We start from the raw sequence: 17,535 nt of genomic DNA on the forward strand, positions 1-17,535 counted from the left end.
CCAGCGCCATGAAGGAGGCCTTCCCGCAGCGTCTCCGGGCGGTGCTGGAAGAGCGCCGTGCCGCCGGTCTGTATCGCCAGTGCCTGACCCTGGAGTCCGCCCAGGGGCCAGTGGTGCGGCTGGCGGGCCGCGACTACCTGAATTTCTGCAGCAACGACTACCTCGGCCTCGCCGCACACCCCAAGGTCATCGCGAGCCTGCGCGATGCCGCGACGCGCTGGGGCGTGGGCAGCGGCGCATCCCATCTTGTGTGCGGCCACAGTGCCGCGCACCGCGAACTGGAGGAGGCGCTCGCTGCCTTCACCGGCAGACCCCGGGCGCTGTTGTTTTCCAGCGGTTACGCCGCCAACACCGGCATTCTGCAGGCCCTGCTGCGGCCCGGCGACACCGTATTGCAGGATCGTCTCAACCACGCATCGCTGCTTGACGGTGGCCTGCACAGTGGCGCACGGCTGCGCCGCTTTGCCCACAACGACTGTGCCGACCTGGCGCGCAAACTCGACGCTGCTGCCGGGCCCACGCTGGTCGCTGTCGACGGCGTGTTCAGCATGGACGGCGACACGGCGCCGCTGGCCGAGCTGTCCGCCACCTGCGCCAGTCGCGACGCCTGGTTGATGGTGGATGATGCCCACGGCTTCGGTGTGCACGGGGAGGCAGGTGCCGGCAGCGTGCAGGCAGCCGGGCTGGGCGAGGCGGAAGTGCCGGTGCTGATGGCGACCCTCGGCAAGGCCCTGGGTACCTCCGGCGCCTTTGTGGCGGGCAGCGAACTGCTGATCGAAGCGCTGATCCAGTCCACACGCAACTATATCTATACCACGGCCATGCCCCCGGCGCTGGCGGCGGCCAGCCTCACCGCGCTGCGACTGCTGCATGAGGAGTCCTGGCGGCGCGAGCAGCTCGCTGAGCACATTGCCCGGTTTCGGCGCGGTGCCCTGCAGTGCGAGCTACCCCTGCTGGACTCCCATAGTGCCATTCAGCCCTTGCTGGTGGGCGATGCCGGGCGCGCCGTGCGCCTCAGCGAGCGGTTGCGTGAGTGCGGCCTGTTGATCAGCGCCATTCGTCCGCCAACTGTGCCGGCGGGAACCTCCCGGCTGCGCATCACCCTGAGCGCAGCGCATACGCCGCAGCAGGTGGCCACACTGCTGGCGGCACTGGCGGAGTGCTGGCCCGATGCCTGAGCTGTTGGCCAGAGCCGAATACCTGCCCGCCGCGCAACAGGCCAGAGCAGACCTGGTGCTGCTGCACGGCTGGGCCGGCAGCAGCGAGTGCTGGCGGCCGCTGCTGGCCGCGCTGCGACGCTGGGCCAACGTTACCCTGATTGACTGGCGGCCCGGCGCCGACCTGGCGGATGTTGTGGCGGAGGTGTTGGCGGTGGCGCCGGCCAGCGCGGTGTATGTCGGCTGGTCCCTCGGCGGGCAGCTGGCCACTGCCGTGGCGTCGCGAGCGCCGCAGCGCGTCGCCGGGCTGGTCACTGTGGCCAGCAACCCACGCTTTCTCGCCGAGGGGAGCTGGCCCGGTGTGGCAGCGGCGCAGCTGGCCGGTTTCCAGGCAGGTCTGGCGGCGGATGCTGGCGGTACACTGCGCCGCTTTTCCGCCCTGCAGTCCCGCGGCTGCGCTGCTGAGCGCGCCCTGGCGCGGCAGCTGGTGGCGCAAAGCCGGGGCTGGGACGCCGTCGCGCTCACCGCCGGCCTGCAATGGCTGGCGGAACTGGACACGCGCAGCCTGCTTCCGGCGTTGGCCTGCCCGCAACAACACCTGCTGGCGGAGGCCGACGCACTGGTGCCGGGCGCTGTCCATGAAGCCCTGTGCGGATGGCTGGCGGGCGTCGCCGAGGCCTCCGTGTCGGTGATACCGGGTGCCGGTCACGCGCTGCCCTGCGCCGCACCGGGGGCTCTGGCAGAGGCGCTGTACCGCTTCGCCGTGGACACAGCGGCGGTGTGTGAAGCGGCTGAGGCCGCTCCCGCGGCACCGGTGAGCAAGCAGGCGATTGCGCTCTCCTTCAGCCGCGCGGCGCCTCGCTATGACAGCGTGGCGGCGTTACAGCGCGACGTTGGTGAGCGTTTGCTTACTTCAATAGTCAATGAAAGCAAGGGCTCGATCACCCTGCTGGACCTCGGCTGTGGCACGGGGTATTTTCATCCGGCGTTGCTGGAGCGCTATCCCGGGGCCGCTTATGTCGGGCTGGATCTTGCGCAGGGCATGCTCTCCTGGGCGCGTGACCGGCACACAGAGCACGCCGTCTGGGTCGCCGGTGACGCCGAGGCACTGCCCCTTGCCAGCGGTTCGGTGGACGTCATCTTCAGTAGCCTCGCCTTTCAGTGGTGCTACCGCCCCGATCTGCTGTTTGCCGAACTGGGCCGGGTGCTGGCGCCGGGTGGTCGCTGCTTCTTCAGCTCCCTGGGCCCGGCAACCCTGCAGGAGCTGCGCCAGTCCTGGGCGGCAGCGGATGGCAGCCAGCACGTGAATGATTTTCTGCCGCCCGAAACCCTGCAGGCAGCGGCAGACATCACAGCGGGGGTACGACTCACCCTGCGCAGTGAGCGTATTGTGCTGCGCTACAACAAGGCGACCGAACTCCTGCACGAACTGAAAACGCTGGGCGCACACAACATGAACAGCAAGCGCCCCGCCGGATTGACCGGACGCCAGCGTCTTGCTGAGATGGTGCAGGCCTACGAGGCATGGCGCGAACCCGCCGGGTTGCCAGCCACCTACGACGTCATTTACGGGCATCTGGAGAAACTATGAGCCGCAGGTATTTTGTCACCGGTACCGATACCGAAGTGGGTAAGACCGCCGTCAGCTGCGCGTTGCTGCACGCCGCGGGTGCGCTGGGGCTGCGCACGGCAGCTGTCAAACCGGTGGCGGCCGGCTGTGACGCACAGGGCCGCAACGAGGACGCACTGGCTCTGCAGGCGGCGATGAACATGCCCTTGCCCTACGAGCAGATCAACCCGGTGGCCCTGCAACCGGCGATCGCCCCGCACATTGCCGCAGCGCAGGCGGGCAAGCGCCTGCAGGTGGAGCGGCTGGCCGGCCTGTGCCGCGGCGTGTTCGCCAGCGGCGCTGATCTGGTGCTGGTCGAAGGGGCCGGGGGCTGGCGCGTACCGCTGGGTCCTCGGGAAACCCTGGCGGACCTCGCAATCGCACTGGGCAGCGATGTTATCCTGGTAGTGGGTATGCGGCTGGGCTGTATCAATCACGCCCTGCTCACCGCCGAGGCCATCCGCGCCGATGGGCTGCAGCTGGCCGGCTGGGTGGCCAACCAGGTGGGTGAGCGCATGGCCTGCCATGAAGAAAATGTGGACACTTTGCGTCAGCTCCTGCCTGCCCCACTGTTGGGTGAGCTGCCACACCTGGTCCCTTTCGATCCGGAAAAAGCTGCACAATACATTGATATAAAAGCACTTTTATAGGTTTTTCGGGGTGCAGCCAGCACCCCGGAACGCTTTGCCACCCGCCTCGCCGCCTGTGCGGTACCCAGCAACTTTCGCAAAAGTTATTTGACTTCGGTTGTAATTCGCGCAGAATGTGAGCGATGAAAACATAGGTTCAACTGCATTGCGAGGTAACAGCATGCCGCAGTACAAAGCACCGCTCCGTGATATCCGGTTTGTGATGAATGAGTTACTGGAGTCCGAGGCCCTGTATCAGCGCCTGCCGGGCTATGAAGAGGCGACCCAGGAACTGATGGACGCCATCGTTGAAGAGGGCGCCAAGTTTGCCGAGAACGTCCTGTCGCCGCTCAACGAGCCGGGCGATGACGAGGGTTGCACCTGGAAGGATGGTGTTGTCACCACGCCCAAGGGTTTTCCAGAGGCCTACCAGCAGTTCGTGGCCAACGGCTGGCCAGCACTCGCTGCCGATACCGCCTACGGTGGCCAGGGCATGCCCGACCTGCTGGGTATCATCGCCAACGAACTGGCAGGTACCGCCAACTGGTCCTGGCTGATGTACCCCGGGCTTAGCCATGGCGCAATCAAGACCATCGAAGCGCACGGCAATGAAGCGCAGAAGCAGAAATACCTGACGCGCCTGGTGGAAGGTGGCTGGACCGGTACCATGTGCCTGACCGAGGCCCACTGCGGCAGCGATCTGGGCCTGCTGCGCACCAAGGCGGAACCGCGCGCCGACGGCAGTTATGCCATCTCCGGCACCAAGATATTTATCAGCGCCGGCGAACACGACATGGCCGAGAATATCGTCCATATCGTGCTGGCGCGCCTGCCAGATGCGCCCGAAGGTACCAAGGGTATCTCGCTGTTTATTGTGCCCAAGTTCAACGTGAACGATGACGGCAGCCTGGGTGAGCGCAACGGCGTGCACTGTGCTTCCATCGAGAAGAAAATGGGGATCAAGGCCTCGGCCACCTGTGTGCTCAATTTCGACGGCGCCACCGGCTACCTGATCGGGCCACCCAACCGCGGCCTGAACGCCATGTTTACCTTCATGAATACCGCGCGTATCGGCACCGCCATCCAGGGGTTGGCCCACGCTGAACTGTCCTACCAGGGCGCCCTGGCCTACGCCCGCGATCGACTGGCGATGCGCAGCCTCACGGGCCCCAAGAACCCGAACGGCCCGGCGGACCCGATTATCGTGCACCCCGATGTGCGCCGCATGTTGCTGACACAGAAAGCGTTTGTAGAGGGCAGCCGCGCGCTGCTGTACTTCCTGTCACAGCAGGGTGACATCGTGCATCGTGGCACCGAGGAAGAAGCAAAAGCAGCGGATGACCTCCTGGCGCTGCTCACGCCGATTGCCAAGGCGTTTGTGACCGAAACCGGCTTCGAAGCAGCCAACCTGGGCGTACAGGTCTATGGCGGTCACGGGTTTATCAAGGAATGGGGTATGGAGCAGATCGTGCGTGACGCGCGCATCGCGATGCTCTACGAAGGCACGACCGGCATCCAGGCACTGGACCTGATTGGTCGCAAGGTGCTGGGCTCCGGCGGCAAGTTGCTGATGGGCTTCACCGAAATGATGGGTGCCTTCTGCGACGCCAATACTGACGAGGCCGATGCGCCGTTCATCAACACGCTCAAGTGCTACAAGGACGACTGGCTGGAACTCTCGCTGAAAATTAGCGAGAAGGCGATGCAGAACCCCGACGAAGCGGGCGCAGCTGCCGTCGATTACCTGATGTACAGCGGCTACGTCACACTCGCCTATTTCTGGGCGCGCATGGCGGTGCTGGCACGTCACAAGATCGCGGCGGCCGAGGGCGATACCGCCTTCTACGAAGCCAAGGTGCTGACCGCGCGGTTCTATTTCGACCGCCTGCTGCCGCGCACCCTGGCCCACAAGCAGGCGCTGCTTTCCGGTGCGGAAAACCTGATGGATATGCCGGAAGCCCTGTTCGACGTCGCAGGCTGATCGACCTCGGCGGCCCGCTGCCCCCGCGGGCCGCCGCTTGCTCGAAGCTGGGCGAGACTACGGCAGGCAGGTGACTTTTCGGTGGCCAGCGGGGAAAATAAGGCTGCAGTTCCCGGGAGGATGTGATGTCGGATCAAAACGAACAAGCAGATGGCCAGCCCCGCCTGTACCCAGAGGATCAGGCCAAGGTGGATGCGTTTATCACCAGTGGCGTCAACTCGGTTGAGCGCAAACCGTTCAAACCCATACGTTTGCTGGTGTTGCTCATGGTGGTGGTGATCGGCTTCAGCGTGATGAGCCAGCTTATCGCCAAGTGGGCGGGAATTTACTGAGGTTCCCAACGGGACCCTGGCGTAGCCCACAGGCTCTTGGTTCCCGCCCGAGCCTCTGGTATATTTGCGCTCCTCAAAAAATCGGTGTGTAGCGCAGCCTGGTAGCGCACTTCCTTCGGGAGGAAGGGGTCGGAGGTTCGAATCCTCTCACACCGACCATTTTCAAATCTGATTACGTCCTATACTGTCTGTAACCTCCTGTTTTTAATCGATTTTTTTACTTACTCCCATCCGATTCCGTCCGCTCCGTCCTACTTGATACCGACGCCGGTGACGGCATTGATGTCGGTATCAGTGGGCTCACGAAAATCGATACCGTCAAACGGTAGCAGGAGAGCCACATGAGCAAGCTGACAGCTGCAACAGTCAAGAACGCCAAGCCAGGTCCCAAACCCAGGAAGCTCACTGACGGGGGTGGCCTGTACCTCCTGGTGGACACCAAGGGTAGCAAGTTTTGGCGCTACGACTATCGCTTCGCCGGGAAACGCAAGACCCTCGCCCTCGGTGTGTTCCCGGACGTCTCCCTGAAGGAGGCCCGGGATGCACACTACGAAGCCAAGAAACAGATCCAGAAGGGCATCGACCCTGGCCAGGTGAGGAAGGTGGAGCGCCAGACACGCAACCTCGCCGCCGGTGACAGTTTCGAAGCCATTGGCCGTGAATGGTTCAACCAGGTCATGGACGACAAGTCGGAGAGCTACCGGGTGCGTACCGGGCGTATCTTGGAAAAGGACCTGTACCCCTACCTAGGCAATCGCCCCATTACCGAGATCAGTGCGCCGGAACTGCTAGCGACCCTGCGACGCATCGAGGGGCGCGGAGCGGTTGATATCGCCCACCGGGCCCGGCAGACCGCCGGGCAGGTCTTCCGCTACGCCATCATCACTGGCAGGGCTGAGCGGGATCCGACAGCCGACCTGAAGGGAGCCCTCAAATCCAAGAGGACAAAGCACCATGCCGCCATCACTGAGCCAGTGGAAACGGGCCGACTGCTAGTTGCCATCGACAACTTCCAGGGCACGGCGGTGGTCAAAGCTGCGCTGCGGCTGTCTGCTCTCCTGTTCCAGCGACCGGGCGAAATCCGGGCCATGGAATGGGAGGAGATCAACTGGGACGCCAGACGCTGGGAGTTGCCTGCCGGAAAAATGAAAATGGGGCTGCCCCACATAGTACCGCTCAGCCGCCAGGCTCTGGAGATCCTGCGTGACCTGCAGCGTCATACCGGGCGAGGACGCTTCGTGTTCCCCAGTGCCCGGGGTGCGAGCCGTCACATCTCGGAGAACACCGTTAGGGTGGCTCTGCGGGCAATGGGCTACACCAACGAGCAGATGACGGCCCACGGGTTCAGGGCGATGGCCAGGACCTTACTCGATGAAGTGCTGGGCTACCGGCCGGACTGGATAGAGCACCAGCTGGCCCACGCGGTGAAGGACCCAAATGGTCGCGCCTACAACCGCACGTCTCACCTGGAGGGGCGGACTGAAATGATGGCCAAGTGGGCAAGCTACCTGGACGAGCTGAGAGAGAAAGCACTCCAGACCTCCTCAGGACCAGCCGACCCTGACGCCAGCGTAAAGGCGGCCTAGGCTGCCTTCCCGCGCGTACCATACTGTCCGTAGGTTTTCATAGATTTAGTTTCGCCCGATAGGGAGAAAGTTCAGAAAAGAAGTTGCAGGTTCCGGATCATGTGCGAATCGACTGACCCAAAGGGCAGCCGGTACACCATTAGCCACATGAGACCAAGTACATGTCGTACCGACAAAATCAAGCCTCCCACTGCAACCGCCTTATCCGTCTCCGAGAAGTTCGGGAGCTGACCGGGCTCTCCCGATCTTATCTTTATTCGCTATCAGCAAAGGGGCTTTTCCCAAAAAGCGTGCCCTTGGTACCCGGTGGCAGTTCTCGCGCCTGGGTCGAGGCTGAAGTCCTGGAATATCTCCAGCAGAGAATTGCCGAGCGCGACCAGGAGGTTAACGCCAATGCCTAAGCCACGCGAAGAAGTTGCCCTTCCGAATCCAGTACCAAGCGTATCGCTCCCGCCTGTATCGGCGGGGGTGGCGCGGGCTCTTGTCGACGCTGGTGCCCGAGGGGCTACCACTCTGGAGCTGCTGGCGATGGGGTTTCTACATCCCGCTAACGTTGTTTCAGAACTGCGGAGACTTGGGGCAGTGATTGAGACGACCTACTGCGAAGCTATATCTCATAGCGGGCAAAAGTTCTCTGGTATTGCCCGGTACGTGTTCCGTTACTGGAACCCGGAAGCCAACAGAAACAACCTAAACTACGACCTGAATGAGGACGTCTAATGCAAGACCAACCGAAGAAAATCATCTCCCCCTTTAAAGAGGGAGCTGAAGAAGAGAATGCCCTGGCCGCCGGCAAGCAAAACCAGGGCTCTCGTGAGAACTTCGTGTGTGATGATAACACAACCGCCTACACGCCCATGGACATTTATGCTGCAAAAGAGGCTATGGCCATGGATGCAGAAAATTCTAATGAGGGTGGGGGAAGCGAACCTGGCAGCTCTGGTAGTGACAGCACTGCTGGCAGCTTCGGAGGCCCTGGGGGTCCTAGAGTCCCTGTGGATTTTGACGTTGCGGATGACCCTGATGACTCTGATGATTCAGGAGGCCGACAGGCTGGGGATAATCATACTGAAACCAGAAATACCACCTCGGCGACGCCTGAGAAACGACCATCCGTTCTTGACGAACTACGGACGTATTCGCTGAACGAGCAAGTCGAGGACATGCTCGCACGCAAAAGGGATGCTGTTTTCGTGGCTGGTCGCCTCGCCTTGGCCGGACAAGTGACAGTTTTCTATGCTGGACCCAACACCGGCAAAACACTGATCACTCTGCACCTACTACGGGAAGCCATCCAATCTGGGGCAGTGACTCAGCGTGTGTTCCACATCAACCTTGACGACGACTTCCCCGGGCTGATTCAGAAGGCGGAGCTGGGCAACCGTTATGGATTCGACGTGATCGGCTCTGAAGTGTTTAAGTCTCCTGGTGAAAACTTCAGCAAGCTCGTAGACATGCTGATTGAAGAGGGTGTGGCTGCCGAGGCCGTGTTCATCCTGGACACTGTCAAGAAGTTCGTTAACGTCATGGACAAAAGGGACAGCACTGCCTTCATGACGACCTGCAGAAGGCTCACAGAGCGCGGGGGCACTATCATCGCTTTGGCACACGTTAATAAGAATCGCCATGATGGGGTCTCAGTGCCGGCAGGTACCAGCGACCTCCTCGATGACTGTGACTGTGCATATGTTCTGGACATCGTTGGAGAAGAGAAGGTCCCGGGAGGGATCTTGCGCTCGGTGGTGTTCACCAACAACAAATGCCGTGGACCTTCGGTGCCCTCCGCCACATACAGTTACGTCAAGCACGATGAGGGCGACTATGTGCAGATGTTCGAGTCGGTGACTTTGCTGAAACCTGATGAGGCTGACCGTATCCGGGAGGAGAACGCAAGGAAGGCGGCACAAGCTGCCGACCAAACCATGATCTATGCAGTGACTGATCTCCTGAGCGCCGGAGAGCTCAACCAGGGGGACATCATCGCTACCCTGACCCAATCTCACGGCTTCTCGCGTAGGAAATTGACCGAGTGCCTCCGGCGTTGGTCTCGCCCTCCGGGAGAGGGGGGCTTATGGCAGGTGCGGTCTGGTGACCATAACAGGCGGCTCTACTATGTAACCGCTTAACATCCTCCCCCCACCCTTGGTAAAACTGGTAATTCTGGTAAAACCGGTAATTCTGGAAGCGCTCCAATTTTGAAATTTCAGTTTTGCCAGTTTTGCCAGTTTTGCCGGGGGTACCCCCTCCAAACTTCTCGCCCACCATTCTACCGTCGGCCCGGTTGGCGCAGGGGCGCAGCCCCAGGCGCCAACCGGAGCCGTCAGTGGATTTCTGTACAAAATTTAATCAATTGCAAGGAGCGAACACTCCTGGCGATCGAACCGATATAGAGCCGGTGTAGTAACAGAAAGCTACCGATCACGATGCCATGGGAAACCAGAGCTGATCAAAAAACATCCAACTCTGTGGACTGGTGTAATCCTCTCGGAAGAAGTTCTCCAGACTTCTACACCGAGGTTCTCCCGAGGTACTAACGCCCCGGTATCAACCATTGCTGACTATGTACAGCCGAGGTACTAATTCCACCAAACCAAAACCATAAGGCAAATTTGCTCACCTGCCTACGGCCCCAGTACTCGGTGCCTCGCTTTCGCATTGGCGAATACCCCCCCGGGGGTAAGCCAGCGACAGTAGGTAGGAGCACCGCCCCCCGGTACGCTTCCATAGACATCATCTTCGTTACTGATGCTGGCACCGCTGCGCGGTCAGTGTGGCGAACGCCACCCCACAATGACTACGGAGCAACCCTCATGTTCACAGCTATCGGCAACTTCTTCACCGCAATCGCTACCCTCTTCACCGCCATAAACCGTGGTGCATCTGCCCTCGACCATTGCGCCAAGTGGGCAGAGCACGAAGCCGCAGACTTCGAGAACCGCACTCAACTAGAGCGCAGTGCTCGGCTTGAGCAGCTACAGATCGAACTCAAAACATTGCCTCGGTTGACCTGATCAACGACCACCTGCCTTCGGGCAGGTGTTTTCTTACACACCCACACAACCAGATAGCCTCTACTTCCCCTTTTAGTCTCTTGGCTTCATCAGGTGCTTCCTCGCCTGCCCCTGGCGCTGCGCGCTTAGACAGGGAGGTACGGGCGCGTTCCTGACTTTCCCATGACCCTTGCAGCTTCTGACCTCGAAAGGTCTCAGCTGCACTCGCACACACTTCCGAATGTCAGGAGCTAAACCATGAACACTCATCAAACCAAGGAAATCACTTCTCCGCTCACCTACGCCATGTGCTTTGAAGAGAAGGAGCAGGCCACTATCCAGGAGGCCTTGATGATTCTCGAATCCCGAATCCGAGACTCTGATGTGTATAGCAACCCTTCCAATGTGAAGGCCTTCTGCCGCCTGCAGATCGCCCACGAGTTGGACGAATACTTCGCCTGCATGTTCCTCGACAACCAGCACCGCCTAATCGCCTTCGAACGCATGTTCCGAGGCACAGTAGATGGTGCTGCTGTCTACCCCAGGGTCGTCTTGCGACGGGCTCTGGAGCATAACGCCGCGGCTGTCATCTTCACCCACAACCACCCATCAGGCATTGCCGAGCCCAGCGATGCCGACATGAGAATCACGACCCGCCTGAAAGACGTGCTAGCTCATGTTGATGTCCGAGTGCTGGACCACATCATCGTCGGTACTGCGGGGGTCTACTCCATGGCAGAGCGCGGTCGTATCTGAACCCCATCACAAAGAAGGAACTACTCAATGAGCAAGCAAGACAAAGTCGCGTTTCTGGTTAGCAGCATCCTGGTGATGCTGGGGCTATTCATCACAGCAGAGGAAGGGCCTGCAGGGCTTGTTCTATGCGCTCCGGTTGTTCTCTACTGGCTTTACAGATACCTCAGTGGTGACATCAGCTTTCTTGGCAAGACATCGGGTAAGGAAGAGCCGTAGCTAACAACGCTTCATCAAGGAAGAGACTGCACCGGCGACGGTGCGGTCCTCTTTTTTTACTGGGTTGGATGTAGGGAGCCTTGGCAAGCCTATTGCAGCCGTACATGAGAAAGTCTGGGCTCCGTTTAGTCCTAATCAATTGTCTTTCGACCTCTCAGAATTTGATAAGGCACCTCGGAAGCTCCCCGGGAGCGAAACTCAATAATCTGCAACAGTGGAAAAGAACGCGGCTAGCCTTTTGTAGGCCTTCTGTCATCCAGTATTTCTCTCGCGCAGATCAAGCTACAATGGCAAAGTACGCAGGTTAACCCGACGTGATGGAACACGAAAAGTTAGGATCAGAGGATGATGACTATTTGCTTCAATGCGCTCCAGAAGTTCATTTTTACTGTATTCAAGTATTTTTTTTCAACCACTAGGCTCACGACTCTCTCAGTCGTTTTAGTTACTTCTGGCTGTGCTCCTTTGGCAGAAATTCAGGAAACTCAAAAGTATCCCAGAGACACTGCGCTAACAATTGGGGGTTACAGCTATCTCATCAACACTTATCGATGTGCAGAGGTTCGAAGCATTAACGATGAGGGAGTACTCGAATGCTATGCCGGAGACGGCTCGCTATCTGCACAAGTAACACCTGCAAGCCAGTTTCAACTGAATATGTTCGAAAAATATGTTGACTACGAATGGGGCTCAGAAGAGCACCAGGCATTTCTCTATGACTTCCATTATTTAGGAGGGAAGGAGCGTCTAGCTAATGGAATTGTGCAGCCATTTTTTACTGTATTTGAAGTTACCAAGCAAGTGATGGACGCAACTAAATATAGCTCTGAAAGCTCGGCTACTACCGGGCCGATTTATGGAAAAGATCCGGTGCTTGAAGGTATGTCGGCATGGGAGGCGCGTCAGTTCTCGCTTGCAAGCTGGCACTTTAGCAACAGTAATTACTTTAGCTTCGGCAATGGCTTGACCTATGACACAGGTGGCAGCTTATCAAAGAAAATTGGGGGGATCACACATCACAGTAATGGCCTTAAGTCTTATCATTTCGGCGACTCCACATATCATTCTAACCGCACAACAAGCGTAAGAATTGGTGACAACATGAGTTACACATCTGACGGCACCATATGTACGAGTTTGACTAGCAACATAACCCGCTGTCGCAAGAATTAAAGATGTCGCAGAATGACCATAAGACGGGATTATGCGCAGTCCCGCTGGGAACTGTCCGCTCTCGCCGCATAATCAGTCCTATGGATAAATCTGCTTCGCTGCTTATGGCGGCGCCACTGCCTCCGCGCTCCCGGCGCGTCGCTCGGGCTCGTCTGTCAGTCTCACCACCGACCTGCACCTTGCTACGGCCAGGGCCGTAGCCGCGCGGTGCAGGATCGGCGTCTCGCCCTCCCTCCTCTACAGATCTAGCTTGGGGCACGGATGCTGTAGTGCCACCAGGGTTGGAGGTGATTCTCGCCCCCTCCTGCCTGAAAACGGTACTTGTCTATCCATACAGCACTGCGCCAACGTTCCGAATGCCGTAGATTGGAGATAAGACTGGGGACTAGGCGACCGACCCACTGGGTTTGCTGACCCCGTCACACTGCGCACGTTGTGCTTTTCCCCGGCGACGGATGATGGGTATAGTCCTACCCATCCCACGGGCACCGGCCAAGGTGGCGGGCCATGTCCGGCAAACCAAGAACGACAGCACCCACGAGGGATCAATGAGCAACACCGAACAGCAATTCCTGAAAGAACTCGACGACAAGCTCTGGAAGGCCGCCGACAAGCTACGCGCCAACCTGGATGCCGCGAACTACAAGCATGTGGTGCTGGGCCTGATCTTTCTGAAGTACGTCTCCGACGCCTTCGAGGAGCGGCAGGAGGCCTTGCTGGAACTGTTCAAGACCGATAGTGGCGACAATATCTACTACCTGCCCCGGGAAGACTACGACAGCGAGGCCGATTACCAGCAGGCTCTGCAGGATGAGCTGGAGGTGCTGGACTACTACCGGGAAGCCAATGTGTTCTGGGTGCCCAAGGCCGCTCGCTGGAACACCCTGAAGGAGAAAGCCGTGCTGCCCGTGGGCACCGTGCTCTGGCAGGACGATGCCGGCCATGAAGTGAAGCTGCGTTCTGTTTCCTGGCTTGTCGATAATGCCCTGGAGGAGATCGAGAAGAGCAACGCCAGGCTCAAGGGCATCCTCAACCGCATCAGCCAGTTCCAGCTGGAGAACGACAAGCTGCTGGGCCTGATCAATACCTTCTCCGACACCTCCTTCACCAAGCCAGTGTACGGTGGCGAGAGGCTGAGCCTGCACAGCAAGGATGTCCTCGGCCACGTCTACGAGTACTTTCTCGGCCAGTTCGCCTTGGCTGAGGGCAAGCAGGGTGGCCAGTACTACACTCCCAAGAGCATCGTCACCTTGATCGTGGAGATGCTGGAGCCCTACTCTGGCCGCGTCTACGATCCCGCCATGGGCTCCGGGGGCTTCTTTGTGTCCTCGGACAAGTTCATCGAGGAACACGCCAAGGAGCGGCACTACGACCCGGCGGAGCAGAGGAAGCACATCTCCGTCTATGGCCAGGAATCCAACCCTACCACCTGGAAGCTGGCCGCCATGAACATGGCTATCCGGGGCATCGAGTTCAACTTCGGCAAGAAGAACGCCGACACCTTTCTGGACGACCAGCACCCGGACCTGCGGGCCGACTTCGTCATGGCTAACCCGCCCTTCAACACCAAGGACTGGTGGAGCGAATCCCTGGCCGAGGATGCCCGCTGGAAGTACGGCACCCCGCCCAAGGGCAACGCCAACTTCGCCTGGATGCAGCACATGCTGCACCACCTGGCTCCCACCGGCAGCATGGCCCTGCTGCTGGCCAACGGCTCCATGAGTTCTAATACCAACAATGAGGGCGAGATCCGCAAGCGTCTGGTGGAGGAAGACTTGGTGGAGTGCATGGTGGCCCTGCCGGGACAGCTGTTCACCAACACCCAGATCCCTGCGTGCATCTGGTTCCTGACCCGGGACAAGGCCAACGGCCTGGTACGCAACGAGAAGAAGCGCGACCGCCGGCAGGAGTTTCTGTTTATCGACGCCCGCAACTTAGGCTATATGCGAGACCGGGTGCTGAGGGATTTCGCCGCCGAAGACATAGCCAGGATTGCCGACACCTTCCACGCTTGGCAGCGACACAATGACCAAGAGGAGATCGTACAAAAATTCGAAAGTGAATCCGGCATCAAGTTGAGCAAAAGCGGACAAGATGCATTAGGTGCGCTCGATAATATTTTGGGGGGAAGCCATTACGAGGATGTCCCAGGCTTCTGCAAATCAGTCAGCCTGGCGGAGATCGAGAAGCATGAATTTGTGCTCACGCCGGGGCGCTATGTGGGCACTGCCGAGCAGGAGGATGATGGTGAGCCCTTCGCCGAGAAGATGGCGCGGTTGACTGGGCGGCTGCAAGAGCAGTTTGCGGAGAGTGAACGGCTGGAGGTGGAGGTCAGGCGAAACCTCGGAGGGCTAGGATATGGATGCTGAGTGGCACGAGCATAAATTTGGTGAACTATGCGATGTCAGTCGAGGAGCATCGCCCCGCCCAATCAAAGATTATATTTCTGAGGACGGTATGCCGTGGGTCAAGATCGCTGATGCGACTGCCTCAGACTCAAAATTCATAGTGAAAACAAAAGAAAGAATTAAACTCGACGGCGTTTCTAAAAGTGTGACAGTTCGCCCTGGTGATCTAATTCTTCCAACAGCGCAACACCTGGGCTGCCACGCTTCATGAAGATAGAAGCCTGTATTCACGACGGCTGGATGTTACTGAGAAATTTTCGCGGACTGGATAAGGAGTTTGCCTATTGGCTACTACTCCACGAACGTATGAACTTGGTCGCTCAAGGGAACGGCTCCGTCTTTACCAACTTAAAAACCGATATTCTTAGAAACCATAGGGTCCTGATCCCGGCGATGGAGGAACAAAAAGAAATCGCGAAACTGTTGAATTGCTTAAGCGATAAGATTCAGATAAACGTTGAGATCAACCAAACCCTTGAAAAAATAGCCCAAGCCATCTTCAAAAGCTGGTTTGTGGACTTTGATCCAGTCAAGGCCAAGATTGCCGCCAAGGAGCGGTGGCTGGCCCTGCAGCCAATTGCGGAGCCCGCATCCCCTGTCTGCTATGCAGACGAAGTGGACCCGCTGCCCGATCTCGAAACCTACATGACCCTGGCCGCCATGCAGGCCATTTCTGGCAAGGATGAAGAGCAACTCGCTTGCCTCAAGGTCGAACAACCCGAGCAGTATGCTGAGCTTCGTGCAACGGCAGAGCTGTTTCCGTCGGCAATGCAGGACAGTGAGTTGGGGGAGATTCCGGAGGGGTGGACTGCTGGCGCCCTTGCTGACGTTGTTAGCCTTAATAGGCAATCCTGGACAAGGCGGACAATTCCTCCTGAAATCAGATATGTAGACTTGGCAAATACGAAGAACGGAGTAATCGAGAGCACCACGATTTACCGCTCCGAAGATGCGCCGAGCCGAGCAAGACGCATACTTTCTGACGGCGATACGATTGTTGGCACCGTTCGCCCAGGCAATTGCTCATTCGCATTCATAAAACAGCCCCAAAAGACATTAACAGGCAGCACGGGATTTGCTGTTTTGTCTCCAAATCAGGAAGAGCTGGCTGAGTTCGTCTACATCACCGCGACCTCAGACGAGGCAATTAACCACTTGGCTCGTCTAGCGGATGGCGGAGCATACCCGGCAGTGCGCCCTGAAGTTGTAGTAAATTTACCTTGTGTTCTCCCATGTGAGCATTTGATAGCTCGCTTCCACACGAGTGTGCGATCCTTTTTCGACCTAGCTGTAGTTAATAAGGTGGAATTATCGACCCTTTCAGAACTGCGCGACAGCTTGCTCCCAAAACTCCTGTCCGGCGAACTCCTAGTAACAGATACTGAGGCCCAGATTGTAGAGGCTGAGGAGGTGGCTAATGTTTAAAATCGACCCCGCCGCCAACCGCATCAGCCCCCTGGAAGCCAAACGCTTCAGTGAACTTGGCTTCAACGAACGCAAGCACCTGCAGGAATGGCTGGAAAACTACCCTCAGGCTTTGGCCCAGGCCGACGGTGCGGAACTGCTGATTATCCAGAAGGAGTTCGACGGTTTCGACGATACCCGAGAACGTCTTGATCTTCTGGCCATCGACAAAGACGGCAATCTGGTGATCATTGAAAATAAGCTTGATGACAGCGGCCGCGATGTTGTCTGGCAGGCCCTCAAGTACGCGAGCTACTGCGCCAACCTGAAGAAGCAGCAGGTGGTGGAGATCTTCCAACGCTACCTGAACCAGAAGGCCCAGGTCAGTGGCAGCGAGCCGGGCAACGCCGAGCATCTGCTGCTGGAGTTTCTGCAGGCCGACGATCTGCAGTCTGTCCAGCTCAACACCCTGAAGAGCCAACGTCTGATTCTGGTTGCGGCCCACTACCGCAAGGAAGTAACCAACACCGTGCTCTGGCTCAGCCAGTTCGGAGTGAGCTGCAAATGCTTCAAGGTCACGCCCTACCAGTCCGGTAGTGAGCTTTTCCTCAATGTGGAGCAGATCATCCCAACCCCGGAGGCCTCGGACTTCATGATTGGCATGATGGCCAAGGAAGCAGAGGAAAAGAGCGCCACTACCGAGCAGCGCAACAGCCACCGGCTGCGCCTCGCTTTCTGGGAGCAGGCGCTGGAGGCATTCAGCCAAAGCGGTTGTACTCTCTACAACAACATTAGTCCCGGCAAGGATCACTGGCTGTCGGCTGGCTCTGGCCTCTCTGCCATGGCTTTCAACCTGATCTTCGGCAAGAACGAAGTAAGGGTCGAGTTCTACATGTCCCGCTCCCAGGCTGAGGCAAACCAGTTTGTCTTCGACCGACTTGAGGCCCAGAAGGCATCGATTGAGGCCGACTTCGGTGACACGTTAACCTGGCAGCCACTACCTGACCGCAAGGCCTGCCGGATTCTCTACGCCAAGCCGGTAGATGGCTACGACAAAACCAAGTGGCCCGAGATGATTCAGTGGTTGGTGGTCCACATGACTCGTCTGGAGAAGGCGCTGCGGGGGCCGCTGGAGCAAATTCGCGAGGAGCTGAAGCACGCCGACCTCCTCAAACCAGGGCAGGAGGAGTGATGAAGCACGAACAGCAGATGCAGGCCGTTAAGCCTGGGCTGATGACCTTCATCAGCCATGATAGCGCCACACAGCTGCAAGCGGCGCTGGAGCCGACAGTGG

General features: G+C 58.6%; 16 protein-coding genes and 1 tRNA gene. All 17 read left to right on the forward strand.

The genetic code is table 11. From position 1 onward, the window contains the following. The first annotated feature begins 8 nt into the window (after positions 1–8). The 17 genes from bioF to R3E49_RS03535 all read left to right on the forward strand — a co-directional run bounded on the left by bioF (position 9) and on the right by R3E49_RS03535 (position 17,433). Positions 9–1,178, forward strand: a complete 1,170-nt coding sequence (gene bioF, locus R3E49_RS03455) for an 8-amino-7-oxononanoate synthase (RefSeq protein ID WP_371293754.1) — start codon at positions 9–11, stop codon at positions 1,176–1,178. Continuing rightward, the gene (gene bioC, locus R3E49_RS03460) at positions 1,171–2,748 is read left to right on the forward strand and encodes a malonyl-ACP O-methyltransferase BioC (protein WP_371293755.1); all 1,578 of its coding nucleotides are present in this window, start codon (positions 1,171–1,173) and stop codon (positions 2,746–2,748) included. The genes bioF and bioC overlap by 8 nt, the downstream gene beginning before the upstream one ends. Further along, positions 2,745–3,416, forward strand: a complete 672-nt coding sequence (gene bioD / locus R3E49_RS03465) for a dethiobiotin synthase (RefSeq protein WP_371293756.1) — start codon at positions 2,745–2,747, stop codon at positions 3,414–3,416. Before bioC ends, bioD begins: the two co-directional genes overlap by 4 nt. Before the next feature lie 160 nt (positions 3,417–3,576). Continuing rightward, complete coding sequence (locus tag R3E49_RS03470; protein WP_371293757.1) at positions 3,577–5,376, forward strand: acyl-CoA dehydrogenase C-terminal domain-containing protein; 1,800 nt, start codon at positions 3,577–3,579, stop codon at positions 5,374–5,376. A gap of 125 nt (positions 5,377–5,501) precedes the next feature. After that, positions 5,502–5,708 carry a DUF3094 family protein gene (locus R3E49_RS03475; RefSeq protein WP_371293758.1) on the forward strand — a complete coding sequence of 69 codons (207 nt, stop codon included), beginning with the start codon at positions 5,502–5,504 and terminating at the stop codon, positions 5,706–5,708. A gap of 82 nt (positions 5,709–5,790) precedes the next feature. Then, positions 5,791–5,867: transfer RNA gene (locus R3E49_RS03480), tRNA-Pro, on the forward strand. Between the two features lie 182 nt (positions 5,868–6,049). After that, positions 6,050–7,294, forward strand: a complete 1,245-nt coding sequence (locus R3E49_RS03485) for a tyrosine-type recombinase/integrase (protein ID WP_371293759.1) — start codon at positions 6,050–6,052, stop codon at positions 7,292–7,294. Positions 7,295–7,455: 161 nt separating this feature from the next. Further along, positions 7,456–7,695: a helix-turn-helix transcriptional regulator gene (locus tag R3E49_RS03490; RefSeq protein ID WP_371293760.1), complete on the forward strand. Its 240-nt coding sequence runs from the start codon at positions 7,456–7,458 to the stop codon at positions 7,693–7,695. Between the two features lie 318 nt (positions 7,696–8,013). After that, the gene (locus R3E49_RS03495) at positions 8,014–9,420 is read left to right on the forward strand and encodes a hypothetical protein (protein WP_371293761.1); all 1,407 of its coding nucleotides are present in this window, start codon (positions 8,014–8,016) and stop codon (positions 9,418–9,420) included. A gap of 684 nt (positions 9,421–10,104) precedes the next feature. Further along, the gene (locus R3E49_RS03500) at positions 10,105–10,305 is read left to right on the forward strand and encodes a hypothetical protein (protein WP_371293762.1); all 201 of its coding nucleotides are present in this window, start codon (positions 10,105–10,107) and stop codon (positions 10,303–10,305) included. A gap of 237 nt (positions 10,306–10,542) precedes the next feature. Beyond that, positions 10,543–11,040: a DNA repair protein RadC gene (gene radC / locus R3E49_RS03505; RefSeq protein WP_371293763.1), complete on the forward strand. Its 498-nt coding sequence runs from the start codon at positions 10,543–10,545 to the stop codon at positions 11,038–11,040. Between the two features lie 27 nt (positions 11,041–11,067). After that, positions 11,068–11,256 (forward strand): hypothetical protein, encoded by a 189-nt coding sequence (locus R3E49_RS03510; RefSeq protein ID WP_371293764.1) that lies wholly within the window; start codon positions 11,068–11,070, stop codon positions 11,254–11,256. A 345-nt stretch (positions 11,257–11,601) separates the two neighbouring features. After that, positions 11,602–12,429 (forward strand): hypothetical protein, encoded by an 828-nt coding sequence (locus R3E49_RS03515; protein ID WP_371293765.1) that lies wholly within the window; start codon positions 11,602–11,604, stop codon positions 12,427–12,429. 458 nt (positions 12,430–12,887) lie between these two features. Next, a complete protein-coding gene (locus R3E49_RS03520) occupies positions 12,888–14,798 on the forward strand; it encodes a type I restriction-modification system subunit M (protein WP_371293766.1) in 1,911 nt (636 codons plus the stop codon). Continuing rightward, positions 14,788–15,048, forward strand: a complete 261-nt coding sequence (locus tag R3E49_RS03525; RefSeq protein WP_371293767.1) for a hypothetical protein — start codon at positions 14,788–14,790, stop codon at positions 15,046–15,048. The genes R3E49_RS03520 and R3E49_RS03525 overlap by 11 nt, the downstream gene beginning before the upstream one ends. Further along, positions 15,045–16,262, forward strand: coding sequence for a restriction endonuclease subunit S (locus tag R3E49_RS03530; RefSeq protein WP_371293768.1), 1,218 nt, complete (start codon positions 15,045–15,047; stop codon positions 16,260–16,262). The genes R3E49_RS03525 and R3E49_RS03530 overlap by 4 nt, the downstream gene beginning before the upstream one ends. Next, on the forward strand, positions 16,255–17,433 hold the full coding sequence (locus R3E49_RS03535) for a DUF4268 domain-containing protein (protein WP_371293769.1): 1,179 nt from the start codon (positions 16,255–16,257) through the stop codon (positions 17,431–17,433). Before R3E49_RS03530 ends, R3E49_RS03535 begins: the two co-directional genes overlap by 8 nt. The last annotated feature ends 102 nt before the right edge of the window (positions 17,434–17,535 follow it).

Origin of the sequence: Haliea sp. (genome assembly GCF_041395985.1) — a bacterium.
In the GTDB taxonomy this organism is placed as follows: domain Bacteria; phylum Pseudomonadota; class Gammaproteobacteria; order Pseudomonadales; family Halieaceae; genus Haliea.